Source organism: Achromobacter sp. B7 (genome assembly GCF_003600685.1).
GTDB classification, from domain to species: Bacteria; Pseudomonadota; Gammaproteobacteria; order Burkholderiales; family Burkholderiaceae_B; genus Achromobacter; species Achromobacter spanius_B.
Genome location: NZ_CP032084.1, coordinates 154,973 through 176,278, shown reverse-complemented (window position 1 = coordinate 176,278; position 21,306 = coordinate 154,973). Strand labels below are relative to the sequence as shown.

General features: G+C 64.8%; 19 protein-coding genes and 2 tRNA genes. 16 read left to right on the top strand and 5 right to left on the bottom strand.

The genetic code is table 11. From position 1 onward, the window contains the following. Positions 1 to 16: 16 nt before the first annotated feature. The gene (locus DVB37_RS00825) at positions 17 to 793 is read left to right on the top strand and encodes a Nif3-like dinuclear metal center hexameric protein (protein WP_104144694.1); all 777 of its coding nucleotides are present in this window, start codon (positions 17 to 19) and stop codon (positions 791 to 793) included. 105 nt (positions 794 to 898) lie between these two features. Here DVB37_RS00825 and mscL read toward each other — a convergent pair whose 3' ends face one another. Next, a complete protein-coding gene (gene mscL, locus DVB37_RS00820; protein WP_046803905.1) occupies positions 899 to 1,345 on the bottom strand; it encodes a large conductance mechanosensitive channel protein MscL in 447 nt (148 codons plus the stop codon). Positions 1,346 to 1,485: 140 nt separating this feature from the next. Between mscL and petA the strand changes: the two genes are divergently transcribed. From petA to DVB37_RS00790, 6 genes are all read left to right on the top strand, one after another. Beyond that, on the top strand, positions 1,486 to 2,127 hold the full coding sequence (gene petA / locus DVB37_RS00815) for a ubiquinol-cytochrome c reductase iron-sulfur subunit (RefSeq protein WP_046803906.1): 642 nt from the start codon (positions 1,486 to 1,488) through the stop codon (positions 2,125 to 2,127). A 73-nt stretch (positions 2,128 to 2,200) separates the two neighbouring features. Further along, entirely contained in the window at positions 2,201 to 3,589 is a 1,389-nt protein-coding gene (locus tag DVB37_RS00810) for a cytochrome bc complex cytochrome b subunit (protein ID WP_046803907.1), read from the top strand. 23 nt (positions 3,590 to 3,612) lie between these two features. Beyond that, complete coding sequence (locus tag DVB37_RS00805; RefSeq protein WP_120153426.1) at positions 3,613 to 4,473, top strand: cytochrome c1; 861 nt, start codon at positions 3,613 to 3,615, stop codon at positions 4,471 to 4,473. Positions 4,474 to 4,627: 154 nt separating this feature from the next. Next, entirely contained in the window at positions 4,628 to 5,239 is a 612-nt protein-coding gene (locus tag DVB37_RS00800; protein WP_006216817.1) for a glutathione S-transferase N-terminal domain-containing protein, read from the top strand. Positions 5,240 to 5,252: 13 nt separating this feature from the next. After that, positions 5,253 to 5,708: a ClpXP protease specificity-enhancing factor gene (locus DVB37_RS00795; protein WP_046803909.1), complete on the top strand. Its 456-nt coding sequence runs from the start codon at positions 5,253 to 5,255 to the stop codon at positions 5,706 to 5,708. Between the two features lie 164 nt (positions 5,709 to 5,872). Continuing rightward, positions 5,873 to 5,948, top strand: a tRNA-Thr gene (locus DVB37_RS00790). A gap of 82 nt (positions 5,949 to 6,030) precedes the next feature. Here DVB37_RS00790 and DVB37_RS00785 read toward each other — a convergent pair. The 3 genes from DVB37_RS00785 to DVB37_RS00775 all read right to left on the bottom strand — a co-directional run bounded on the left by DVB37_RS00785 (position 6,031) and on the right by DVB37_RS00775 (position 9,933). Then, complete coding sequence (locus tag DVB37_RS00785; RefSeq protein WP_046803910.1) at positions 6,031 to 7,419, bottom strand: GntP family permease; 1,389 nt, start codon at positions 7,417 to 7,419, stop codon at positions 6,031 to 6,033. Positions 7,420 to 7,518: 99 nt separating this feature from the next. Beyond that, complete coding sequence (locus DVB37_RS00780) at positions 7,519 to 8,484, bottom strand: tripartite tricarboxylate transporter substrate binding protein (RefSeq protein ID WP_120153424.1); 966 nt, start codon at positions 8,482 to 8,484, stop codon at positions 7,519 to 7,521. Positions 8,485 to 8,511: 27 nt separating this feature from the next. Continuing rightward, positions 8,512 to 9,933, bottom strand: a complete 1,422-nt coding sequence (locus DVB37_RS00775; RefSeq protein WP_120153422.1) for an amidase — start codon at positions 9,931 to 9,933, stop codon at positions 8,512 to 8,514. 215 nt (positions 9,934 to 10,148) lie between these two features. Here DVB37_RS00775 and DVB37_RS00770 point away from each other — a divergent pair, with 215 nt between their 5' ends. From DVB37_RS00770 to DVB37_RS00750, 5 genes are all read left to right on the top strand, one after another. Then, positions 10,149 to 10,949, top strand: coding sequence for an IclR family transcriptional regulator (locus tag DVB37_RS00770; RefSeq protein ID WP_104144691.1), 801 nt, complete (start codon positions 10,149 to 10,151; stop codon positions 10,947 to 10,949). 66 nt (positions 10,950 to 11,015) lie between these two features. Beyond that, positions 11,016 to 11,091: transfer RNA gene (locus tag DVB37_RS00765), tRNA-Asn, on the top strand. Between the two features lie 164 nt (positions 11,092 to 11,255). Then, positions 11,256 to 12,158 (top strand): LysR substrate-binding domain-containing protein, encoded by a 903-nt coding sequence (locus tag DVB37_RS00760; RefSeq protein WP_120153420.1) that lies wholly within the window; start codon positions 11,256 to 11,258, stop codon positions 12,156 to 12,158. A 177-nt stretch (positions 12,159 to 12,335) separates the two neighbouring features. Beyond that, positions 12,336 to 12,809 carry a RidA family protein gene (locus DVB37_RS00755; protein WP_046803914.1) on the top strand — a complete coding sequence of 158 codons (474 nt, stop codon included), beginning with the start codon at positions 12,336 to 12,338 and terminating at the stop codon, positions 12,807 to 12,809. A gap of 89 nt (positions 12,810 to 12,898) precedes the next feature. After that, complete coding sequence (locus DVB37_RS00750; protein ID WP_120157364.1) at positions 12,899 to 14,119, top strand: aminotransferase class V-fold PLP-dependent enzyme; 1,221 nt, start codon at positions 12,899 to 12,901, stop codon at positions 14,117 to 14,119. Between the two features lie 68 nt (positions 14,120 to 14,187). Here DVB37_RS00750 and DVB37_RS00745 read toward each other — a convergent pair whose 3' ends face one another. After that, entirely contained in the window at positions 14,188 to 15,081 is an 894-nt protein-coding gene (locus DVB37_RS00745; RefSeq protein ID WP_104144689.1) for a DMT family transporter, read from the bottom strand. A gap of 175 nt (positions 15,082 to 15,256) precedes the next feature. Here DVB37_RS00745 and DVB37_RS00740 point away from each other — a divergent pair, with 175 nt between their 5' ends. The 4 genes from DVB37_RS00740 to DVB37_RS00725 all read left to right on the top strand — a co-directional run bounded on the left by DVB37_RS00740 (position 15,257) and on the right by DVB37_RS00725 (position 21,186). Continuing rightward, the gene (locus DVB37_RS00740; protein WP_120153418.1) at positions 15,257 to 16,147 is read left to right on the top strand and encodes a helix-turn-helix domain-containing protein; all 891 of its coding nucleotides are present in this window, start codon (positions 15,257 to 15,259) and stop codon (positions 16,145 to 16,147) included. 126 nt (positions 16,148 to 16,273) lie between these two features. Beyond that, positions 16,274 to 17,809 (top strand): DUF2868 domain-containing protein, encoded by a 1,536-nt coding sequence (locus DVB37_RS00735; RefSeq protein ID WP_240434019.1) that lies wholly within the window; start codon positions 16,274 to 16,276, stop codon positions 17,807 to 17,809. After that, on the top strand, positions 17,802 to 19,202 hold the full coding sequence (locus DVB37_RS00730) for a GTPase/DUF3482 domain-containing protein (protein ID WP_120153414.1): 1,401 nt from the start codon (positions 17,802 to 17,804) through the stop codon (positions 19,200 to 19,202). The genes DVB37_RS00735 and DVB37_RS00730 overlap by 8 nt, the downstream gene beginning before the upstream one ends. Before the next feature lie 376 nt (positions 19,203 to 19,578). Further along, positions 19,579 to 21,186 carry an ABC transporter substrate-binding protein gene (locus DVB37_RS00725; protein WP_120153412.1) on the top strand — a complete coding sequence of 536 codons (1,608 nt, stop codon included), beginning with the start codon at positions 19,579 to 19,581 and terminating at the stop codon, positions 21,184 to 21,186. The last annotated feature ends 120 nt before the right edge of the window (positions 21,187 to 21,306 follow it).

Here is a 21,306-nt window from a genome sequence, read left to right as displayed (position 1 = left end):
TCTGATAGGACAAGCAATGAAAAAAGTGGACTCCCACGTGCTGGCCAGCTGGCTGGACGACACCCTGCAAGCCGCGCGCTTCAAGGACTACTGTCCGAACGGTTTGCAGGTGGAGGGCCGATCCGAAGTCGGACACATTATCACCGGTGTCACCGCCAGCGAAGCGTTACTGCGCGCGGCGGTTGAACGGGGCGCTGACGCGGTGCTCGTGCATCACGGCTGGATGTGGCGCAACGAAGACCGGCGCATTATCGGCACGCGCCGCACGCGCATGGCGCTGGCGCTGAAGAACGACCTGAACCTGTACGCCTACCATTTGCCGCTGGACGCGCACCCCACGCTGGGCAACAACGCACAGCTGGCCCGCGTGCTGGGCCTGGCGCCCGCGCGCCGCGACGATGGGTCGCCGCGCACCTGCGGGCAAGACAATCTGGTCTGGTTGGGCGAGGCCGCCGGCGTGCAAACGCTGGGGCAGTTGGGCGAACGCGTGGCTGAACGTCTGGGCAGGCAACCGCTGGTCGTGGGCGACCCCGCTCAGCCCTTGTCCACCGTGGCCTGGTGCACGGGCGGCGCGCAAGGCATGCTGGCAGACGCGGTGGATGCCGGCGCCACCGCCTACATTACCGGCGAAGTGTCCGAGTCCACCGTGCACTTGGCGCGCGAGACCGGCGTGGGCTTCATTGCCGCGGGTCACCACGCCACCGAACGATACGGCGCACAGGCGCTGGGTCAGGCAGTGGCCGAGCACTTCGGCATCAAGGTCGAATTCATCGACCTTGATAACCCGGCATAAAGCCAGCCCGGCATAAAGGGGTGACGCCCGCTGCGGATCATTACCCGGCGGGCAGCAAGCCCGTGGCCCATGTGGCGCATCGGCCACACGGCCTGGTGCCGTGTCTTATTTCTTGAGCAGGTCGCGAATTTCGCGAAGCAGCGCCACGTCTTCGGGCGTTGCGGCCGGCGCGGCCGGTGCTTCCTCGGCCTTGGTGCGGGCCTTGTAGATGGCCTTGACCATCCAGAAAATCACAAACGCCAACAACACGAAGTTGATGAGGATCGTCACGAAGTTGCCCCACGCAAACACGGTGGCGCCCGCCTTGGTCAGGTCGGCATACGTCATCGGGCCGTTGTAGCCGGCAGGCATCGACAGCACAAAGAATTTGTTCGAAAAATCGACTGCGCCACCCAGTATGAAATTCACCAGGGGCATGATGATGTCTTTCACCATGGAATCGACGATCCTGCCGAACGCCGCGCCGATGATCACACCAACCGCCAGGTCAACGGCGTTGCCTTTTACAGCGAAATCTCGGAATTCTTTGATGAAACCAGTCTTTTTGCTCATAAAAGCACTCCCTTCGTGATACGCCCTTCAGTGGGCTGGCGCTATAATACGCGGTTGCTATGTTGTTACATATTCCCGCAAACCCGATGCCGCAGAAGTGATGCTACTCGTAGAGCGGGCGCATCAACAAGGATAGGAAGATGAGTCAGGATACGCTGGTACACGATGATGACGGTGCGGTTGATCCCAACCTGCCACCTGATCCTTCGCGACGTTTCTGGGTTACCACCGCCTGTGCTGTGGGTGGCGTAGCAGGTGTCGCAACGGCAGTGCCGCTTGTGAGCACGTTTTCTCCCTCTGACAAGGCCCGCGCGGCCGGGGCCCCCGTTGAAGTGGATATCGGCGATATACCCGTCGGCACCATGAAAACCGTGGAATGGCGTGGGAAGCCGGTGTGGATCATTCACCGTTCTCCCGAACAGCTCGCCGCCCTCAAGACGCTAGACCCTTTACTGGCCGATCCTGAATCCAAGCGGCCTGGCTTCACTCCCAAATACGCCGAAAACGAGGCTCGCTCGCGCAAGCCCGAGATCTTCGTTTGCGTCGGCATCTGTACCCACTTGGGCTGCTCGCCTACCTCGCACTTTGAAACGGGCGGCGGTGGCGGCATGGGCGCCAACTGGCAAGGCGGATTCCTCTGCCCCTGCCACGGCTCTACGTTCGATCTGGCTGGCCGGGTCTACAAGAACAAGCCTGCTCCCGATAATCTCGAAGTACCGCCCTACCAGTATCTGAGCGACACCCGCATCATTGTGGGCGTCGATGAAGACAACAAGGCCTGACGCTCGCGTCGCGCTTTTTTCCCGATTACGTAAGTAAAACAAATACGCCACGTATTAGAGAAGGAGCCGTTACATGGCTGGCGAGAAAACCGTCGAGACAACAGGCCTGTTGGGGTGGCTGGACCGGCGTTTTCCGGTGACATCCACCTGGAAAGCCCATCTGTCCGAATACTACGCACCAAAGAATTTCAACTTTTGGTATTTCTTTGGCTCTCTGGCCTTATTGGTCCTGGTGCTGCAGATCGTGACCGGCATTTTCCTGGTCATGCATTACAAGCCGGACGCCGAACGCGCGTTCCAATCCGTCGAATACATCATGCGCGAAGTCCCATGGGGCTGGCTCGTGCGCTATATGCATTCGACCGGCGCATCGATGTTCTTCGTTGTCGTCTACCTGCATATGTTGCGCGGGCTGCTTTACGGTTCGTACCGCAAGCCGCGCGAACTCGTGTGGATTTTCGGCGTGGCGATTTTCCTCTGTCTGATGGCGGAAGCCTTCTTCGGTTATTTGCTGCCGTGGGGCCAGATGTCGTACTGGGGTGCTCAGGTGATCGTTAACCTGTTCGCCGCCATTCCGTTCATCGGCCCCGAGCTGTCGATCTGGATTCGCGGCGACTACGTCGTGTCGGACGCCACCTTGAACCGCTTCTTTGCCTTCCACGTCATCGCGATTCCGCTGGTGCTGGTCGGCCTGGTCGCGGCTCACCTGGTTGCGCTGCACGAAGTCGGCTCGAACAACCCGGACGGCATCGAGATCAAGCAGGGCCCGAAAGACAAGTACGGCCGGCCCAAGGATGGCATTCCGTTCCACCCGTTCTATTCGGTGCATGACCTGATGGGCGTGGCGGGCTTCTTGCTCGTGTTTGCGTTCATCGTGTTCTTCGCGCCGGAAATGGGCGGCTACTTCCTCGAGTTCAACAACTTCATTCCTGCTGACTCGCTGAAGACACCTCCGCACATCGCACCGGTCTGGTACTTCACGCCGTTCTACTCGATGCTGCGTGCCACCACCGACGAATTCACGTGGGTGCTGGCAGGTGCATCGGTGCTGGGTGCGCTGGTATTGCTGTTCAAGAGCAATATGCGCGGCATCCTGCGCTTTGTGGTCCCGGGCATCCTGATCGTCGTGGCCGTGCTGTTGCGCGTGATCGATGCCAAGTTCTGGGGCGTGGTCGCCATGGGTGGCACCGTCGTCATCCTGTTCTTCCTGCCCTGGCTGGACCATTCCCCGGTCAAGTCGATCCGCTACCGCCCCACGTGGCACAAGTGGATCTACGGCATCTTCATGGTCAACTTCCTGGTGCTCGGCTACATCGGTACGCAGCCGCCCAGTCCGCCGTTGAACATCACGTCGCAGATCGGCACGCTGCTGTACCTGGCATTTTTCTTCCTGATGCCGGTCTGGAGCCGCCTTGGCACCTTCAAGCAAGTGCCCGAGCGCGTTACGTTCCACGCCCACTGAGCCCACCAGATAACGGATTAACCATGATCAAGAAGCTGATTGGTGCCGTGGCCTTGATGCTCACGTGCACCACCGCATTTGCCGCCGAAGGCGGTTTCCCGCTGGACAAGGCGCCGTACCGCGTCAACGACATGTCGTCGCTGCAAAACGGCGCCAAGTTGTTCGTCAACTACTGCTTGAACTGTCATAGCGCGTCCTCGATGCGCTACAACAAGCTCAAGGACATCGGGCTGACCGACCAGCAAATCAAGGAAAGCCTGCTGTTCACCGGCGAAAAGGTGGGCGACATGATGACGGTTGCCATGTCACCCAAGGACGCCAAGAAGTGGTTTGGCACGACGCCCCCGGACTTGTCCGTGATCGCTCGCGCCAAATCGGTCAACGCCGGCCCGTCCGGCGCCGACTACATCTACACCTACCTGCGCACCTTCTACCGCGACTCGTCGCGCGCGACCGGCTGGAACAACCTGGTTTTCCCGGCTGTTGGCATGCCCCACGCGCTCTGGGAACGCCAGGGTCCGCGCGAGCTGACCACCACGGCCATGCACGAAGTGGAAGTGAAGGATGCCAAGGAAGGCACTCCCAAAACCTGGGAACGCGTCACGACGGTGTACGATGCTCAAGGTTTTTCCACGGTCAAGGCCGAACCGGTAGCTGATTACCACGGCCATGCCACCTTTGATGCCAAATTTAAGGCCGCCAACCCGGCCCAAGTCGCAACATACGACAACGACGTCGCAGACCTGACCGCGTTCATGTCCTGGATGGCAGAGCCCGTCCAGACTTTCCGCGTCCGTCTCGGCGTTGGCGTCATGTTGTTCCTGCTGTTGTTCTTCCTGGTTACGTGGCGCTTGAACGCCTCGTACTGGAAACACGTGCGCTAACCGCAACGCCCCGCCAGGCATGCAAGCCGCTACCTATTCTTAATAAGGGACGGCAACGGAGGATAGGGCCGTACGCCTATCCCGTCTGGCAATTGGGGCCAGCGCCTGCTAGATTTAGGCGCTGGCCTTTCGTTTTTCATAAAGGACTTTCACCATGATGGTGCTCTATTCCGGAACCACGTGTCCGTTTTCGCAACGCTGCCGCTTCGTGTTGTTCGAAAAAGGTATGGACTTCGAGATCCGTGACATCGACCTGTACAACAAGCCCGAAGACATCGCGGTGATGAACCCGTACGGTCAAGTGCCCATCCTGGTCGAGCGCGACCTGGTTCTGTACGAGTCCAACATCATCAACGAGTACATCGACGAGCGCTTCCCGCATCCGCAACTGATGCCGGCCGACCCCGTCATGCGCGCCCGCACCCGCCTGTTCCTGTACAACTTCGAGAAAGAACTGTTCGTTCACGTCTCGACGCTGGAAGACCGCAGCGCCAAGCCCGACGAGAAGAAGCTGGCCAACGCGCGCCAGAACATTCGCGACCGTCTGGCCCAACTGGCCCCGATGCTGCTGAAGAACAAGTACATGCTGGGCGAGGAATTCTCGATGCTGGACGTGGCCGTGGCGCCGCTGCTGTGGCGCCTGGACCATTACGGCATTGAACTGCCCAAGAACGCTGCTCCGCTGCAAAAGTACGCCGAACGCATCTTCTCGCGCCCGGCCTACATCGAAGCGCTGACGCCTTCGGAAAAAGTGATGCGTCGTTAAGGCTGGTTGTGTGATGGGTGAAACTTCGACCAAACCGTATCTGATCCGCGCACTGCACGAATGGTGCACCGACAACGGCTACACGCCGTACATCACCGTACAGGTCGATGAGCACACCATGGTGCCCGTCGCGCATGTGCGTGACGGTCAGATCACACTGAATGTCGGCACACTGGCCACCAACCGCTTGGTGCTGGGCAACGAATTCATCGAATTCCAAGCCCGCTTCAGCGGCGTGACCGAGAACGTCTACGTTCCCGTTGGCGCCGTCAGCGCCATCTACGCGCGCGAAACCGGCGCGGGCATGGGCTTTGAAGTGCAGCCCTATGAACCGCCGGAAGCCGGCGCCCAGGGCGCGGTGGAACCCGCCGCCCCAGAAGGCTCCGACGCCCAATCCGACGCCCCGACCGGCGACGACGGCGGCAACGACGACGAACCCAAGCGTCCGCGCCTGACCATCGTCAAATAGCATCCGCTACACAAAGACGGCGTGCCTGGCACGCCGTCTTTGCAACCGCCGCTGCGACATAATCCGCCGTAAATTGAATGTCGTCGGCGCCCCGTGCCCCCTTGCACGCGGCCCCATCGATTTTTCATTACAATGCAGTCCCTGCGCGTGCCCCGGCACGCCGTGCCGGTGTAGCTCAGTTGGTAGAGCAGCTCACTTGTAATGAGAAGGTCGAGGGTTCGATTCCTTTCACCGGCACCATGAACACCCTGTAGTTTCCAAGAAAAGCCCGACGATCTCTCGTCGGGCTTTTTTTATTCCGGGCGCCAGGAAACGCCGCCCCCTATCCCAACGGCGGCAGCATGTTGAACAGCAGCACCATCAGCAAGCCCACCACCGCCACGATCGACTGCACGACCGAAATCGTTTTTGTCGCTTCGCCCATCGTCATGCCGAACGACTCCTTCACCATCCAGAAGCCGGCGTGGTTGGCGTAGTTGAAAAACAGCGAGCCGCAGCCGATCGATAGCGCCAGCAGGGGCAGGTTCAGCGTGGGGTCGGCGCCGGCCAGGGGAGCCAGCAGGCCGGCGGCGCCCACGATGCCGACGGTTGCCGAGCCGGTGGATACCGACAGCAGCATGGCGATCAGCCAGCCCAGGATCAGCGGCGGGAAGGCGAACTGGTGCGTCAGGTGCACGATGGCATCGCCCACCTTGGCGCTGGTCAGCACCTGCTGAAAGGCGCCGCCGCCCGCGATGATCAGCATGATGCCGGCGATGGGCTTCAGGCTTTTGCCCAGGCCGTCGCGCAATTTTTCGGCGTCGCCGCCGCGCATGAAGACCAGCGTGACCGCGGCGAACAGCACGCCCAACAGCATGGCCACCAGCGGGTTGCCCAGGAAGGCGGCCACGTGCATCAGGCTGGAATCCTTGGGCAACAGCATTTCAGCCAGGGCATGCACCAGCATCAACAGCGCGGGCAGCAGCGCCGCCAGCACGCCCAGGCCCACACTGGGCGCAGCGATAGCCGAGCCATTTTCCGGCGTGACGGTGAATTGCTCCAACAGGGCTTCGTCGGGGCGCGTTGTCATGCGGGGCGTGATGAAAGCCCCGTATAGCGGGCCGCCCAGCACCATCGCGGGCAGCGCGGCCAGAAAGCCGTAGATCATCGTGGGGCCCACGGTGGTCTTCAGGGTAGCGATGGCCGTCAGCGGGCCGGGATGCGGCGGCACCATGCCGTGCATGGCGGCCAGCGCGGCAATAACGGGCACGCCCACATAGACGTAAGCCGAGCCCTTGAAGCGTTCCTGGCTTTCCAGCTTGCGCGCCACGCTGAAGATCAGCGGCAGCATGACGACCAGGCCCACTTCGAAGAACATGGGAATGCCGATGACGAAAGCCACCAGCGTCATCGCCCAGGGAATCAAGCGCACCGAGGTGCGCCGCAGGATGGCATTGGCCAGGCGTTCCGTCGTGCCGGAATCCGCCAGGATCTTGCCCAGCATCGCACCCAGCGCGATCACCACGCCCACCGCGCCCAGCGTTTTGCCGGCGCCGTCGGTCAGGTTTTTAACGATGGCAACCGGCGACATGCCCGTTGCAAAACCCACACCGATCGAAACGATCAATAGCGCCAGCAGCGGATGCATGCGAATGCGCGAGACGATGAGGGCGACCAGCACCAAGACGCTCACCAGGGCGGTGAGCAGCAATTGAATGTCAAACGAAGACATGGATTAACCCAGTAAAGACGAGAGAGGTCGCGAACCTTCTGGGTGCCATGATAAGGGATCGGCAAGCCGCGCGCCTCGCGCCTTGCCGCCCCCTCGCGCTCAGTCCGGCTTGATTCCCGCCGCCTTGATGACCGCCACATTGCGCGCCAGTTCGCTGTCGACCTTGGCGCGGAAGGCCGCCGGGTCCTGGTAGGTGGCGTCGAAACCCAGCTCTTGCAGCTTGGCGCGGGTATCGGGTTCGGCCATCACCGCCTGAATCTCCTTGGACATCCGATTGACGATGGGCGCGGGCGTGCCCTTGGGCATGACGACGCCAAACCAGGTTTCGAAGTCATAGCCCGACACGCCGCTTTCCGCGACGGTGGGCACCTCGGGCACCAGCTTCGATCGCGCGCTGCCCGTCAACGCCACCGCTCGCGCCTTGCCTGCCTTAATCTGCGGCAGGCTGGCCACCAGCGTGTCGATCGACAGCGGGATCTGGTTGCCGATCAGATCCGTCATGGCCGGCGCACTGCCGCGATAGGGCACGTGCAGCAGCTTGGCGCCGGTGCGTTGGGCCAGGGATTCCCCGGCGATATGCGGCGTGGAGCCATTGCCAAACGATCCAAAACTAAGTGCCTGCGCGGCCGACTTGCTGGTGATGTCCGCCACCGTGCCGATCCCGGTTTGCGGATTGGTCAGGATGACAAACGGCGTGCTGCCCGCGACGGCCACGTATTCGTAGCTTTTGACCGGGTCGTAGTTCAGGTTCGAATACAGCAGCGAATTCAGCGTGAAGGTAGGCGCGCCGGTAATCATCAGCGTGTAGCCGTCGGGCGCCGCGCGCGCCACGGCCACCGCGCCGATGCTGGTGTTGGCGCCCGGCTTGTTCTCGATCACCACCGTCTGGCCCAGGCGCGCACCGAGTTTGACCGCGAACAGGCGCCCGATCACATCGGTGGACCCGCCGGGCGGAAACGGCACCACCAGGGTGATGGGCTTGGACGGATACGTGTCGGCCGTGGCCAACATCGGCGTGGCGGCCAGAACGCACAGGGCCAGCGCGCGCGATATCGTTTTGTTCATGGATTTCCCCTTGTGTTGTTGGATGGGTCAGTTAGGCAGCGCCGGCGCGCGGCGCCAATGCTGTGTGGCGGATTCGAACGCGTGCGCCAGTTGCAGCAGCGCGTGTTCCTGGCGATAGCGTCCGACGATCTGGATGCCTACCGGCAAGCCGTCTTCGGTAAATCCGCAAGGCACCGAAATGGCGGGGTGGCCGGTCAGCGACAGGTAGTAGCCGGACCGCATCCAGTCGATGTAGTTGTGCATCGGCGTGTCGTCGATATGGCTCACCGTTTCTTCTTGCACCGGAAAGGGCACCACCTGGCTGACCGGGCCGATCAGAAATTCATGCGTCTGCATGAAGGCGTGCATGCGCGCGAACAGTGCGGCGCGGTCGCGTTCGGCCTGCACCACGGTGGCCGGCGCTTGGGTCAGCCCCAGTTCGATGTTCCAGATCACCGTGTCCTTGAGCCGATGCCGATGCTGGCGCAACGCGGCCTCGTAGCCGACGGCGAAGACCTGGGCGCGCAGCGCCTGGAAGGCATCGTTGGCGCCGGTGAAGTCCGGGCAGGCCTGCTCGACCTTGGCACCCAGATCCGCGAAGACCGGCAACTGGCTTTCCAGCACTTGCAACACGTCGCGCTGAACGGGCAGATCACCCCACGTGGGCGCGTACGCGATGCGCACGTCCTTGAAATCGCGCTCCAGGCTGGCCAGGAAGCGCGCGGGGTCCTGATCGACGGTCAAGGGGTCGCGCGCATCCGGACCGGCCGTGGCAGCCAGGAGCAGGGCCACATCGGCCACCGTGCGCGCCATGGGGCCCGCTACCGTTAACGCGTTGTAAGGGCTGGCCGTGGGCCACTGGGGCACGCGGCCGGGCGACGGGCGCAGGCCGACCACGTTGCAGAACGACGCGGGGTTGCGCAGCGAACCCCCCATGTCAGTGCCATCGGCCAACGGCGTCATGCGCGCGGCCAGGGCCGCCGCCGCGCCGCCACTGCTGCCGCCCGCCGTCATGCGCAAGTCGTAAGGGTTGCGGGTGGCGCCGAACACCGCGTTGAAGGTCTGCGAGCCCGCGCCAAACTCCGGCAGATTGCTCTTGCCCAGCGTGATGGCCCCGGCGGCGCGTTCCCGCGTGACGATCAGGCTATCGCGCTCGGGTACGAAATCGCGATACAGCGGCGAGCCGTAAGTGGTGCGCATGCCGGCCGTCAGAAACGAATCCTTGTGCACGATCGGCAAGCCGTGCAGCAATCCCAGCGCGCCCCCATGGGCCTGGTGTTCGTCGGCCAGCGCGGCACGCGCCATGGCTCCTTCAGCGTCCAGGGTCACGATGGCGTTGACCCGCGGGTTGCACGCATCGATACGCGCCAGGTGGGCCGCCATGACGTCACGCGCGCTGGCATTGCCGGCGACGATCTCGGCACGCAGCGCGACGGCGCTCAGGTCACAGAGCGATGAAGAATGCGTCATGGGTAGGGAAAACCGCGAAAATGGTGGGGCATCATGTGTATTGCCATGCGATACAAAGTATTGAATAATCAACTTTATAGTGGCTATTGGGCCCCCGGACAATTCGGGGAAACTAGCGTCGGACCCGTCTTTGGTCCTCGCCAGGCCCGTGCGCCATCACCGGTTCTCACCCGCGTCCCGCGCGTTCTTCCCGCGTACTCCCTCCGCTTTCAGCCATGACGACACGCACCGCTTCCCCGACCGACACCGCCACGCCCGACGCGGACGACCCGCTGTTTGTCGCGTCGCTGGAAAAAGGAATGCGCGTGCTGGACGCCTTTCGCGACGCCACGGATTCCCTCGGGTTGACCGATATCGCCACGTTGACCGGCTTGGGAAAAAGCGCCGCTCAGCGCTTCGTGCACACCTGGGAGCGCCTGGGCTATCTGGCCAAGGACCCGGTATCGCGGCGCTATCGCCTGGGTCCGCGCGTGGTGGAGCTGGGCTACTTCTTCCTGCGCAACGACCGGCTGGTATCGATGGCGGCGCCGCATCTGGTCGCGCTGCGCGACCGCTGTGGGCTGGCCGTGCACATGAGCGTGCTGGTCGCCACCGACATGATTTATCTGCTGCGCCTGCCCAGTCGGCAACTGACACTGGCCGAGATGCTGCCGGGGCGCCGCATGCCCGCCTGGTGCAACAGCGGCGGGCGCATGCTGCTGACCCAGCAGGACGACGACGCCATCTTGCAGGCATTGCACCAGGCGCCGCCGCGCGCGTTCACGCCGCGCACGGTGACAGACCCGGCCGCCTTGCTGGGTTTGATCCGCCAGGCGCGCGACGACGGCTATGCGCTGACTGAAGACCAGGTACTGCAAAACCAGGTTGGGGCGGCCGTGCTGTTACGCGATGCGCGTGACGTGCCGCTGGCCGCGATCAGCGTCAGCGCGCCGCGCCACGACTACCCCGGCGATCGCCTGCTGCGCGATATCGTGCCGCAACTGTTCCGCACCGCCCACGCGATCCAGCACGCGTGAACAGAATTTCCGCGGCCGCTTTGCATTCTTTCAATTTTTTGTGCATAATTCGGCCCCTCTACCTGTTCCCCGATAGCTCAGTCGGTAGAGCGACGGACTGTTAATCCGCAGGTCGCTGGTTCGAGCCCAGCTCGGGGAGCCAAAATTTCAGCAGTGCATGCCGTATCCGCACCGCTTGCAGTACCCCTAAAAAAGCCCGCAACTTGTTTGCGGGCTTTTTGCATTGGGGCGCGCCGTCTGCGTGCCTGCGCCAAGAGCGCGTAGGATAATCGCGCATCCCTGTCGACGGCCTCGTCTTGCCCCTCCATGCGATCCACGCGATCCCTGCCTGCCCTGGTTTCCCTGCGCGCTTTTGAAGCGGCCGCGCGCCGCTTGAGCTTTTCGCTGGCCGCGCAGGAACTGTTCGTCACGCAAAGCGCGGTCAGCCATCACATCCAGCGGCTGGAAAGCGAGCTGGGCGTGGCGCTGTTTGAGCGGCGCACGCGAGCCGTCGCGTTGACGCCGGCGGGGCAGGCCTATTTTGAACACGTGCACGCGGCCTTCGGGCTCTTGCGGCAGGGCACGGACAAGCTGCGCGCACCCGCCGCCGCGCGCGTAACGCTGAAGGTGGGCTTGCTGGCCTCGTTCGCCACGCGTTGGCTGGCGCCGCGCCTGCCGGCCTTTGCCGCCGCGCATCCCGAGATTGAATTGCAGCTGCTGCCCGACATCGGCCTGGCCGACGTGGCGGGCGGCGACGTGGACGTGGCCATCCGCTATGGCCGTGGCTCCTGGCCCGGCGTGGCCTCGCGCCTGCTCATGACCGAACAACTGTCGGTTGTTGGCGCGCCCGAGCGCATCGCCGGACGCAAGCGGCCGCGCACACCCGAAGACCTGTTGCGCCATCCGCTGCTGACCTCGCACGCCAAACAGCCTTTTGAATGGGATGCCTGGGCGCGCCGCTTTGGCATGGACCTGGGCCGCGCCCAGACGGTGCGCCTGCACGACTACAACATCGTGGTGGAAGCCGCGTTGGCCGGGCAGGGGCTGGCCATGGGTCGGCACCGACTGATCGCGCCGCACCTGGCCAGCGGCGCGCTGGTGCAAGCGCTGCCCGGCGCGATGTTGGAAGATCCGCGCATCGGCTGGTGGTTTGTCGCGCCACGTGGCGCGTTGCAGCCCGCTGCTGCCGCGTTGCGCGACTGGCTGGCGGACGCGGCGCAAAGGGACTAGCCGGCTTCCCCCACGACACATTAGTTTTACTCATGTGTCGTCGACAAGAATTGATTGGTCAGGCGGCGGCGCGGCCGATAGCATCAAGCCCTGCGTTACGCTTTTAAAGCGGCCTCGGCGTCCATCGGTTTTGGGCTCTCCGCTTTTGACACTCTGACATTTCACAGGACATCCGCTATGACCCGTACGATCTCCGGCCGTGTGGCCGAACTGGGCTACACCCTGGAAGCCGCCGCCGCGCCCGCCGCCAACTATGTGCCTTTCGTCCTTGAGGGCAATCTGCTGACCATCTCGGGCCAAATTTCACGCAAAGGTGGCAAGCCGCAATACCTGGGCCAGCTGGGCAACCAGGTGTCGGATGCCGACGGTGTCGAAGCGGCGCGTTTGTCTGCCCTGGGGCTGTTGGCGCAGATCGCCGCCGCCACCGGCGACCGCCTGGACCGCGTGGCTCGCGTCGTGCGTCTGGGTGTGTTCGTGGCCAGCACGCCGGATTTCAACCGCCAAAGCGCCATCGCCAACGGCGCCTCCGACCTGATGGTCGAGGTGTTCGGTGATGCCGGCCGCCATGCGCGCAGCGCGGTAGGCGTGGCATCCCTCCCGCAGGGCGTGTCGGTGGAAATCGAAGCCGTCGTCGCACTGACTCCCGCCTGAGTTCCACGCCGGGTCTTGGCCCTTTTGCCAGCGCCTTGCCGCGCGACACGCCCTGGCTGCGTGCCGCGCGCACCTCAACGGAATCGATCATGTCTGCCCCCCTGACCGCCGCCCCTCTGACCGCCGCCACCATCCAGACCCTGCGCGCCCAGACGCCCGGCGCCCAAACCAGCGTCCATTTCAATCACGCCGGTTCGTCGCTGCCGTCCTCCGGCACGCTAGAGGCGATCCACGCGCATCTGCAACGCGAGGCCATGCTTGGCCCCATGGAAGCCGGCGTGGCGTCCCGCGCGTTGACCGAAAACGCGCGCACGCTTGCCGCCCAGCTGCTGAACGCGCAGCCCGATGAAATTGCATTGACCACCGGCAATTCCGCCGGTTGGGGCGCGGCCTTCGCGGCGCTTGCCCCCTGGCGGCCCGGCGACCGCATCCTGGTTGGCCGCCACGAATGGGGGGGCAACCTGGCCGCCATGCGCCTGCACGCCGAACGCGCGGGCGCCGTGTTGGAAACCATCGCGTCGGATGACAGCGGTTGCGTGGACCCCGACGCGCTGGCCGACATGGTGGACGACCGGGTGCGCCTGATCGCGCTGACCTGGATGCCCGCCAATGGCGGCCTCATCAACCCGGCCGCCGCCATCGGCCGCGTGGCACGCCGGCATGGCATTCCTTACTTCGTGGACGCCGCGCAGGCCGTCGGGCAATTGCCCATCGATGTCGCCGAGGTGGGTTGTGACGTCTTGAGCGGCGTGGGACGCAAGGCGTTGCGCGGCCCGCGCGGCACGGGCCTGCTGTATGTGCGGCGCGGCTTCCTGGACCAGTTGACGCCCGCCTTCGTCGACACCTATTCCGCGCCGCTGGACGCCGACGGCCGCCCCGTGCTGCGCGCCGACGCCGGCCGCCTGGAATCGGCCGAAAACTCATTGGCGCTGCGTTGCGGCCTGGCCAATGCGCTGCAAGAGGCACTGGCACTGGGCTTGGGCTCGATCCGCGCCACGCTGGATGCCACCGCCCAGCGCGTGCGCACCGAACTAGCCGCCATCCCGGGGCTGACGGTGCTGGACCAGGGGCGCGAAAAATCAAGCCTGATCTCGTTCAACCTGCAAGGGCGAAACGCCGCCGACGTTCAGCGCGCGCTGGCGGCCGTGGGGGTAACGATCGGCAGCAATGGCGTACCGTACACGCCGCTGGATATGCAGGCGCGCGGCCTGACCCACATTGCCCGGGTATCGGTCAGCCCGTTGACCAGCGACAACGAGATTGATCGCTTGCTGGACGCCCTGCGCGACGTGGCGCGCGCGGCGCCGTAGCGCCTGGGGCTGGGCCAGGACCTGGACCTGGACCTGGACTTGGATACCCCACGATTACCCCTCACCCTTCAACCCGCCACGCGCCGCATGAACGGCGACCACTTAGTGAATACAAGCAGGTTGCCCACCATCACCAGCGCCAATCCCAGCAGCGCGGGCGGCGTCCACTGGTAGCCCTCGGCCACCGTGGACACGCCCAGCGCCACCACCGGAAACAGCACCGTGCAGTACGCGGCGCGCGCGGGCCCCATGCGCCCCACCAGCGTCAGGTACGCCGTAAAGCCGATCACCGACCCCGGGATCGCCAGGTAAAGCAGGGCGCCGACGTACTGCTCGGACGTGTCGAACTGGAACGGCAGGCCGGCCAACAAGCAGCCCGCCAGCAGGATCGCCGCCCCGTAGCACATGCTGTAGGCGTTGCCGGTCAACGGCCGCACGCCCGCGCGTTGTTGCAGCGACGACAGCATGTTGCCCGTTGAAAAGCAGAACGTGCCCAACAGCGCAAAGCCCAATCCCAACAGCGTTTCGTGGCTGGCCTCCTGGCCGGCAAGCTCGGGCCAGAACAGCAGCACCAGCCCGGAAAAGCCGACGGCGCCGGCCAACATCACGCGCGGCGCGATACGGGTGCCGAACCACAGACGGGCGTTCAACGCGTTCCACAAGGTTGCCGCCGAAAACACCACCGACACCAGGCCGCTGGGGATCCACTGCGTCGCCGTGTAGAAGCACAGAAAATTCAAGCAGAACAGGCACAGCCCCTGGCCCACGCACAGCCAATGCCCACGCCGATCCAATTTTTGTAGCTTGCGGGTCAGCAGCAGGATGGCAAACAGCACCAGCGCCGCCAGCGCGAAGCGGTAGAAGATCGATACCGGAATGGCCACCGCACCCAGTTGCAGCTTGATGGCGATCCAGGTGGTGCCCCAGATAACGACGGTCAGGAAATAGAGGAAGAGATTCACGGTGCAACCAGCAAGGGAAAAGGGGCGCGATGAAGGCGGAGACGACGCGGGCGGCAGTGGCCGCTTGCCTGGCCGCCAGTGTGCGCCGCAGGCGGACGACACGATTGCCGGATCTTGCGGTTTTTATGCCGCCTCGCGCGCGGCGCGCGCGAGATCGCAGTAGCATTTCGCCTCTATGGGAATCGTCGCTTCGGCCCCGGCCGACTTCTCCGTCTTTCGCACCTTGTCGCGTTCCACCGCCACGCTGGAACGCGCCGCCGGCTTGGGCGAAGGCATCGCCATTTCGCAATGGGCCCGCAGCGCACGCGAGACGCTGGGCTACGACACCCCCGGCCACCACACGCTGTCGCTCTACCTGCATGGCGGCGACAAATCGTTTCGTGTGGGCCGCGACACGCTGCACGGCGGCGCGGGCAAATTCTGCGTACTGCCGGCCGAACACTATTCGCGCTGGTGCATGAACGACACCGTGCATTTCCTGCACCTGTACATTGCCCCCGAACGCCTGGCCCGCGAAGCCGTCATGCGCCTGGATTGCGAGCCGCGCACGCTGGAATTGCGCGACCGCACCTACATCCAGGACGAATCGCTGATCGACGTCTGCCGGCAGCTGCTGGGCACCGACTGGGCGCAGCCCGCCGACCGCCTGGCCGCCAGCAGCGCGGCCGAAACGGTGTTGCACCATCTGCTGCAACAAGGCGTGGCGCGCAAGACGGTGCAGCCTTCGCGCGGCGGCCTGGCCCCGGCCGTACGCCGGCGCATCATGGATTACGTCGACGCGCACCTGCATGCCCCCTTGACGCTGGACGAGCTGGCGGGCGTGGCCGCCTTGTCCACCTACCATTTCGCCCGCATGTTCCACACCTCGTTCGGCGAACCGCCGCATGCCTGGGTGCGCGCGCGGCGGCTTGCGCACGCGCGTGGGCTGCTGGCAGCGGGCAAGGGCGACCTGGCCGGCGTTGCCCAGGCCAGCGGCTTTGGCAACGCCAGCCACTTGTCCCGCGTGTTTCGCGAGGCCGTGGGCGTCACCCCGGGCCAATACCGGCACGCCCGACGTCAGCACTGAACAGGCGTTGCCCCGGCCCCCGCGCGCGGGCGAAGTTCGCCACGTTCGCCAAATGCGCAGGTCTACAATGTCGCATCGCCCTTTGCGGCCTTACGCTGCGGCCCGTCCGCGCTGCCTACCAACGCGATGCCGCCTTCGACCTCTCGCGCTTTTGACCTGCCGACCGGCTCTGCCAGCCCCCGCCCGTTGCGCGCGCACTGGCTGGCCGAACTCATCCGCCTGCGCGAAACCCATTGGGGTCCGCTGGACGACGCCGATGCCGTGCGCCGCGTGCGGCAGCTGGACACCGATCTGCCTTCGCGCATCCTGGCCCGCGCCGACCTGCTGGCGCAGCGCGAGAATCTTGGCCCGCTGGTAGATGGCTGGCGCCGCAGCGCACAGGCCATCCTGGCGGCGTTGTTCGTGCTGGCCCTGATGTCGGGCATCGCCGTGGCGCTGGGCGCGCTGGGCGACGGCTCGCGCCCGGTCAACGTGCTGTGGGCGCTGGGCGCATTGCTGGGCTTGCATGCGTTGACCTTTCTGCTGTGGCTGGGCAGTTTTCTGCTCAAGCCCACCGCCGCCACCGGGCTGGGGCGGCTATGGCTGTGGGCCACCCGCAAGCTGGCGCGCGGCCCCGACAGCGCGCTGGTGCCGCAGGCCTTTCTGAATCTGCTGGCGCGCGCGGGCGCCTTGCGCTGGCTGTTCGGCGCGGTCAGCCATCTGCTGTGGTTGACCGCGCTATGCGCCGCGCTGGCCGCCTTGCTGGTGGTGCTGTCCACCGCCAGTTACCGCTTTGTCTGGGCCACCACGCTGCTGGCGCCCGACACCTTCGTCTGGCTGACGCAAGCCATCGGCTGGTTGCCGGCGCACCTGGGCTTTGCGATGCCGGACGCGGCGGTCATCCGCGCCAGCGACGGCAGCCAGACGCTGTCCGCCGACGCGCAGGTGCAATGGTCGTTGTGGCTGATCGGCGTCGTGGTGGTTTACGGCATCCTGCCCCGGCTGCTAGCCGCCGCGCTTTGCGTGGCCGCCACGCTGCGTGCGCTGCGCCGCTTGCGCATCGACCCCTTGCTGGCAGGCTTTTCGCCGTTGCGAGACCGCCTGGAGCCCGCCGCGCAGTCCACCGGCATCGACCGTCCGGTGGATGCGCTGCACCAGCCGCGCGTGCAATCCGCGCCGCTGTCCGGCCTGGCGGGGCAGCCCGTGCTGTTGGGGCTGGAGCTGCCGGGCGACCTGGCCTGGCCGCCCGCCAACCTGCCTGACACCGTGCAGATGGCGGGCAACCTGGACACGCGCGAAGAGCGCAACCGCGTGCTGGACGCGCTGGCGCAAGCGGCCGCTTCGCGTTTGCTGATTGCCTGCGATGCGCGTCAAACGCCGGATCGCGGCACCTTGTCGCTGATCGCCGAGCTGTCCGCCCACGCAGGTCATACGGCCGTCTGGCTCATTGCTTCGCGTGCAGGCGGTGATCAAGAGGGCGGTGATGGCAAACACGATACCGACGGCGGCGGGATCGGCCGCGGCGACGCCAGCCGCAGCAGCAGCAGCAGCAGCAGCAGCAGCAATCACAACACCCGCGCCGCGCTGTGGCGCGAGCGCCTGCTGGCGTTGGGCCTGCCTGCCGACGCCATCCTGCAAACGCCCAACGCGCCGCTAACGTGGCTACAGGCCGACCATGGCTGACGACATCATCAAGATCGCGCTGGTCGGCCACACCAACACCGGCAAGACATCGCTGCTGCGCACCCTGACGCGCGACACGACTTTTGGCGAAGTGGCCGACAGTCCCGGCACAACCCGCCACGTAGAAGGCGCGCGGCTGCGGCTGGACGGCCGCGCCGTGCTGGAATGGTTCGACACCCCCGGCATGGAAGACAGCATCGCGCTGCTGGAATACCTGGAACGCCTGGACCAACCAGCCGAACGGCTGGACGGCCCGGCGCGCATCCGGCGCTTTCTGGATACGCCCGAGGCGCACGGCCGCTTCGAGCAGGAAGCGCGCGTGCTGACGAAGATGCTGGAGTGCGACGCGGCGTTGTACGTGATCGACGCGCGCGACCCCGTGCTGGGCAAGCATCGCGACGAACTCTCCATCCTTGCGGCTTGCGGGCGGCCCCTGCTGCCCGTGCTTAATTTTGTGAACGCCCCCGCGCATCGCGCCAACGAATGGCGCGGCGCCATGGCGCGGCTGGGCCTGCACGCGGTGGTGGAGTTCGACACGGTAGCCCCGCCGCTGGACGGCGAGCAGCAGCTGTACGCCAAGCTGGGCGTGCTGCTGGACCGCCATGCCGGTGCGCTGGCGCGCCTGTCCGACAGCCTGTCCGCGCAACGCCGCGAACGTCACGCCGCCGCCTACGAACTGCTGGCCGATCTGCTGATCGACGTGGCGGCGCTGCGCCTGGCCAGCCTTAGCGACGACACCGCGTTAGCCGCCGCCTCGGCGCAGTTGCGCGACCACGTGCGCCAACGCGAACAAACCTGCGTGAACGCGCTGCTGGCGCTCTACAACTTTCGCGCGGCCGACTTCACCGACGACGCACTGCCTTTGCAAGGCGAACGTTGGGGCATGGACCTGTTCCACCCGCAGGCGCTCAAGGACATGGGCGTGCAGGTGGGCATGGGCGCCGCGGCCGGCGCCATGGCAGGCGCGGCCGTCGACCTGCTTAGCGCGGGCCTGAGCCTGGGCACCGGCATGCTGATCGGCGCGGCGGCGGGCGGCTTGTGGCAAGGCGTTGAAAAGCTGGGCAAGCGCGTGGCCGGCAAGCTGCGCGGTTGGCGCGAGATCAGCGTTGACGACGCCGTACTGCGCTTGCTGGCGCTGCGCCAGCGCCAGTTGATCGATGCGTTGGAGCGTCGCGGACACGCCGCACGAGAACCATTGAAACTAGCCCTTCCGGATGATGACGCCTGGCGCAAAGGCCCCTTGCCGGAGGCCCTGAAAGAAGCGCGCAGCCGCCCGGAATGGTCGGCACTGGGTAAACACTACGAAGACAGCGACCGGCGCAAACGCACTGTCCATGAGCTGGCTCGAACGCTTGCCGCCTCTGCCGCATCGCCCGGCCCGGCCATCGAATAGCCCGTCATTGCGCAGCGCGCAATGCCCCCTTTTTAGCCGCGAAAATGCACCATTCCAGGCGGACGGCAAGCGCGGACTAACCCCAATCCAAACCGATTGACGCTTAAACGAATGCGTCTATAAGATTCGATCTGCATCGGCGCGGGCTCGCCCCCGCCATGACAATCACAAGGGGTTGGATCTATCGTGAAGTCGAAGTCCTCTGCAGTGATTCCCGGCATCGCCTTTCACGGCCTGCGCGCGGTACACCCCGCGTGCCGCGCCACCCCGCACCGCCTTTCGTCGTAAGCAGCAACGCCATGCCCCGGAACCCGTTGGGGCTGGGGCCCTGTCACTTCTGTCGCGCAATCCGCGCACCACACGGAGCATGAGGGCTATGCGTACTTTTCCTCACTTGAAGCAAGCTGCGCTGGCGACCGCCATTGCCGCGTCGTTGGCGTTCAGCGCCGGCGCGACCGCCAAGACCTTTCACTGGGCGTACCAGGGCGACGCCACCTCGATGGACCCGATGGCGCTGAACGAGACCTTCACGCTAGGCTTCCAAGGCAACATCTACGAAACGCTGGCCGGCTATGACGGCAACTTGAAGCTGACGCCGCTGCTGGCCGAAAGCTGGGAAAACCCCGAGCCCACCAAATGGGTCTTCAAGCTGCGCAAAGGGGTGAAGTTTCACGACGGCTCGCCGTTCACCGCCGACGACGTGATCTTCTCGTGGAAGCGCAGCCTGACGCCCGGCTCGGACATGAAGGGCTACGGCGCCAAGGCCTCCGACATCAAGAAGGTTGACGACTACACCGTCGAGGTCACCACCCCCACGCCCAACCCCATCCTGCCGCGCGAATGGGTGTTCCTGTACATCATGAGCAAGACGTGGGCGGAAAAGAACAAGACCACCGAGGCCACCAACGTCAAGGGCGACAACCAGGGCAACTATGCCAACCTGAACGCCAATGGCACCGGCCCCTTCATGCTGGTGTCGCGCCAGCCCGATGTGAAGACGGTGCTCAAGCGTTATGACGGCTACTGGAACAAAGACATCAAGACCAATGTCGACGAAGTCATCTTCCAGCCGATCACCCAGGAAGCCACCCGCGTGGCCGCGCTGATCTCGGGCGAAATGGACCTGGTGCAGCCCGTGCCCGTGCAAGACTGGAAGCGCCTGGAAGACGCCAAGGGCGTCAAGCCGCTGACGGCGCCCGAAGCGCGCGCCATCTTCATCGGCATGGACCAGGACCGCGACGAACTGCTGTTCTCGGACGTCAAGGGCAAGAACCCGTTCAAGGATGCCAAGGTGCGCGAAGCCGTTGTGCTGGCCGTGGACACCAAGGCCATCAACGACAAGATCATGCGCGGCGCGGCCAAACCGCTGGGTTCGCTGGTGGCCACCGCCATCAACGGCTACGCGGATTCCTACGGCGCCCCGTACAAGCCCGACCCCGAACGCGCCAAGAAGCTGTTGGCCGAAGCGGGCTATCCGAAGGGCTTCACCGTCACCATGGACTGCCCGAACGACCGCTACGTCAACGACGAAAAGGTCTGCCAGGCAGTGGCCGGCATGTTGGCGCGCGTGGGCATCAAGATCAATCTGCTGGCGCAGACCAAGTCCAAGTACTTCGGCAAGATCCTGCTGCAAGCGGGCAACCAGACCAGCATGTACATGCTGGGTTGGACACCAAGTTCCACCGACGCGCACAACGCGCTGCTGAACCTGGCCGCGTGCCGCGATGCGAAGACGGCGGCCGGCCAGTTCAACCTGGGCGGCTACTGCAACAAGAAGGTGGACGAGCTGACCAACAAGATCGGCGTCGAAACCGATCAGACCAAGCGCAACGCCATGATCAAGGAAGCCTTCGAGATCGTGCGCAAGGACTACGGCTATCTGCCCTTGCACCAGCAGCCGATGTCCTGGGGCGTAAAGGACAACATCAAGGTCATCCAGCGCGCCGACGACGTGCTTGACCTGCGTGACGTGGTGTTGCCGTAACCGCCTGACCAACACGTCTGTTCAACATTTGTCTGACTAGTTCAGCCCCGGATGGCGCAAGCCATCCGGGCGCGCCCGGCCCAGCCCCGGTTCCGGCTGTCAACGGAAACGCGGCCCGGC

What these genes read in the sequence shown, in the direction of transcription:
- DVB37_RS00825 (WP_104144694.1), top strand. Translation starts at nt 17, where the DNA reads ATGAAAAAAGTGGACTCCCACGTGCTGGCCAGCTGGCTGGACGACACC.
- mscL (WP_046803905.1), bottom strand. Translation starts at nt 1,345, where the DNA reads ATGAGCAAAAAGACTGGTTTCATCAAAGAATTCCGAGATTTCGCTGTA.
- petA (WP_046803906.1), top strand. Translation starts at nt 1,486, where the DNA reads ATGAGTCAGGATACGCTGGTACACGATGATGACGGTGCGGTTGATCCC.
- DVB37_RS00810 (WP_046803907.1), top strand. Translation starts at nt 2,201, where the DNA reads ATGGCTGGCGAGAAAACCGTCGAGACAACAGGCCTGTTGGGGTGGCTG.
- DVB37_RS00805 (WP_120153426.1), top strand. Translation starts at nt 3,613, where the DNA reads ATGATCAAGAAGCTGATTGGTGCCGTGGCCTTGATGCTCACGTGCACC.
- DVB37_RS00800 (WP_006216817.1), top strand. Translation starts at nt 4,628, where the DNA reads ATGATGGTGCTCTATTCCGGAACCACGTGTCCGTTTTCGCAACGCTGC.
- DVB37_RS00795 (WP_046803909.1), top strand. Translation starts at nt 5,253, where the DNA reads ATGGGTGAAACTTCGACCAAACCGTATCTGATCCGCGCACTGCACGAA.
- DVB37_RS00785 (WP_046803910.1), bottom strand. Translation starts at nt 7,419, where the DNA reads ATGTCTTCGTTTGACATTCAATTGCTGCTCACCGCCCTGGTGAGCGTC.
- DVB37_RS00780 (WP_120153424.1), bottom strand. Translation starts at nt 8,484, where the DNA reads ATGAACAAAACGATATCGCGCGCGCTGGCCCTGTGCGTTCTGGCCGCC.
- DVB37_RS00775 (WP_120153422.1), bottom strand. Translation starts at nt 9,933, where the DNA reads ATGACGCATTCTTCATCGCTCTGTGACCTGAGCGCCGTCGCGCTGCGT.
- DVB37_RS00770 (WP_104144691.1), top strand. Translation starts at nt 10,149, where the DNA reads ATGACGACACGCACCGCTTCCCCGACCGACACCGCCACGCCCGACGCG.
- DVB37_RS00760 (WP_120153420.1), top strand. Translation starts at nt 11,256, where the DNA reads ATGCGATCCACGCGATCCCTGCCTGCCCTGGTTTCCCTGCGCGCTTTT.
- DVB37_RS00755 (WP_046803914.1), top strand. Translation starts at nt 12,336, where the DNA reads ATGACCCGTACGATCTCCGGCCGTGTGGCCGAACTGGGCTACACCCTG.
- DVB37_RS00750 (WP_120157364.1), top strand. Translation starts at nt 12,899, where the DNA reads ATGTCTGCCCCCCTGACCGCCGCCCCTCTGACCGCCGCCACCATCCAG.
- DVB37_RS00740 (WP_120153418.1), top strand. Translation starts at nt 15,257, where the DNA reads ATGGGAATCGTCGCTTCGGCCCCGGCCGACTTCTCCGTCTTTCGCACC.
- DVB37_RS00735 (WP_240434019.1), top strand. Translation starts at nt 16,274, where the DNA reads ATGCCGCCTTCGACCTCTCGCGCTTTTGACCTGCCGACCGGCTCTGCC.
- DVB37_RS00730 (WP_120153414.1), top strand. Translation starts at nt 17,802, where the DNA reads ATGGCTGACGACATCATCAAGATCGCGCTGGTCGGCCACACCAACACC.
- DVB37_RS00725 (WP_120153412.1), top strand. Translation starts at nt 19,579, where the DNA reads ATGCGTACTTTTCCTCACTTGAAGCAAGCTGCGCTGGCGACCGCCATT.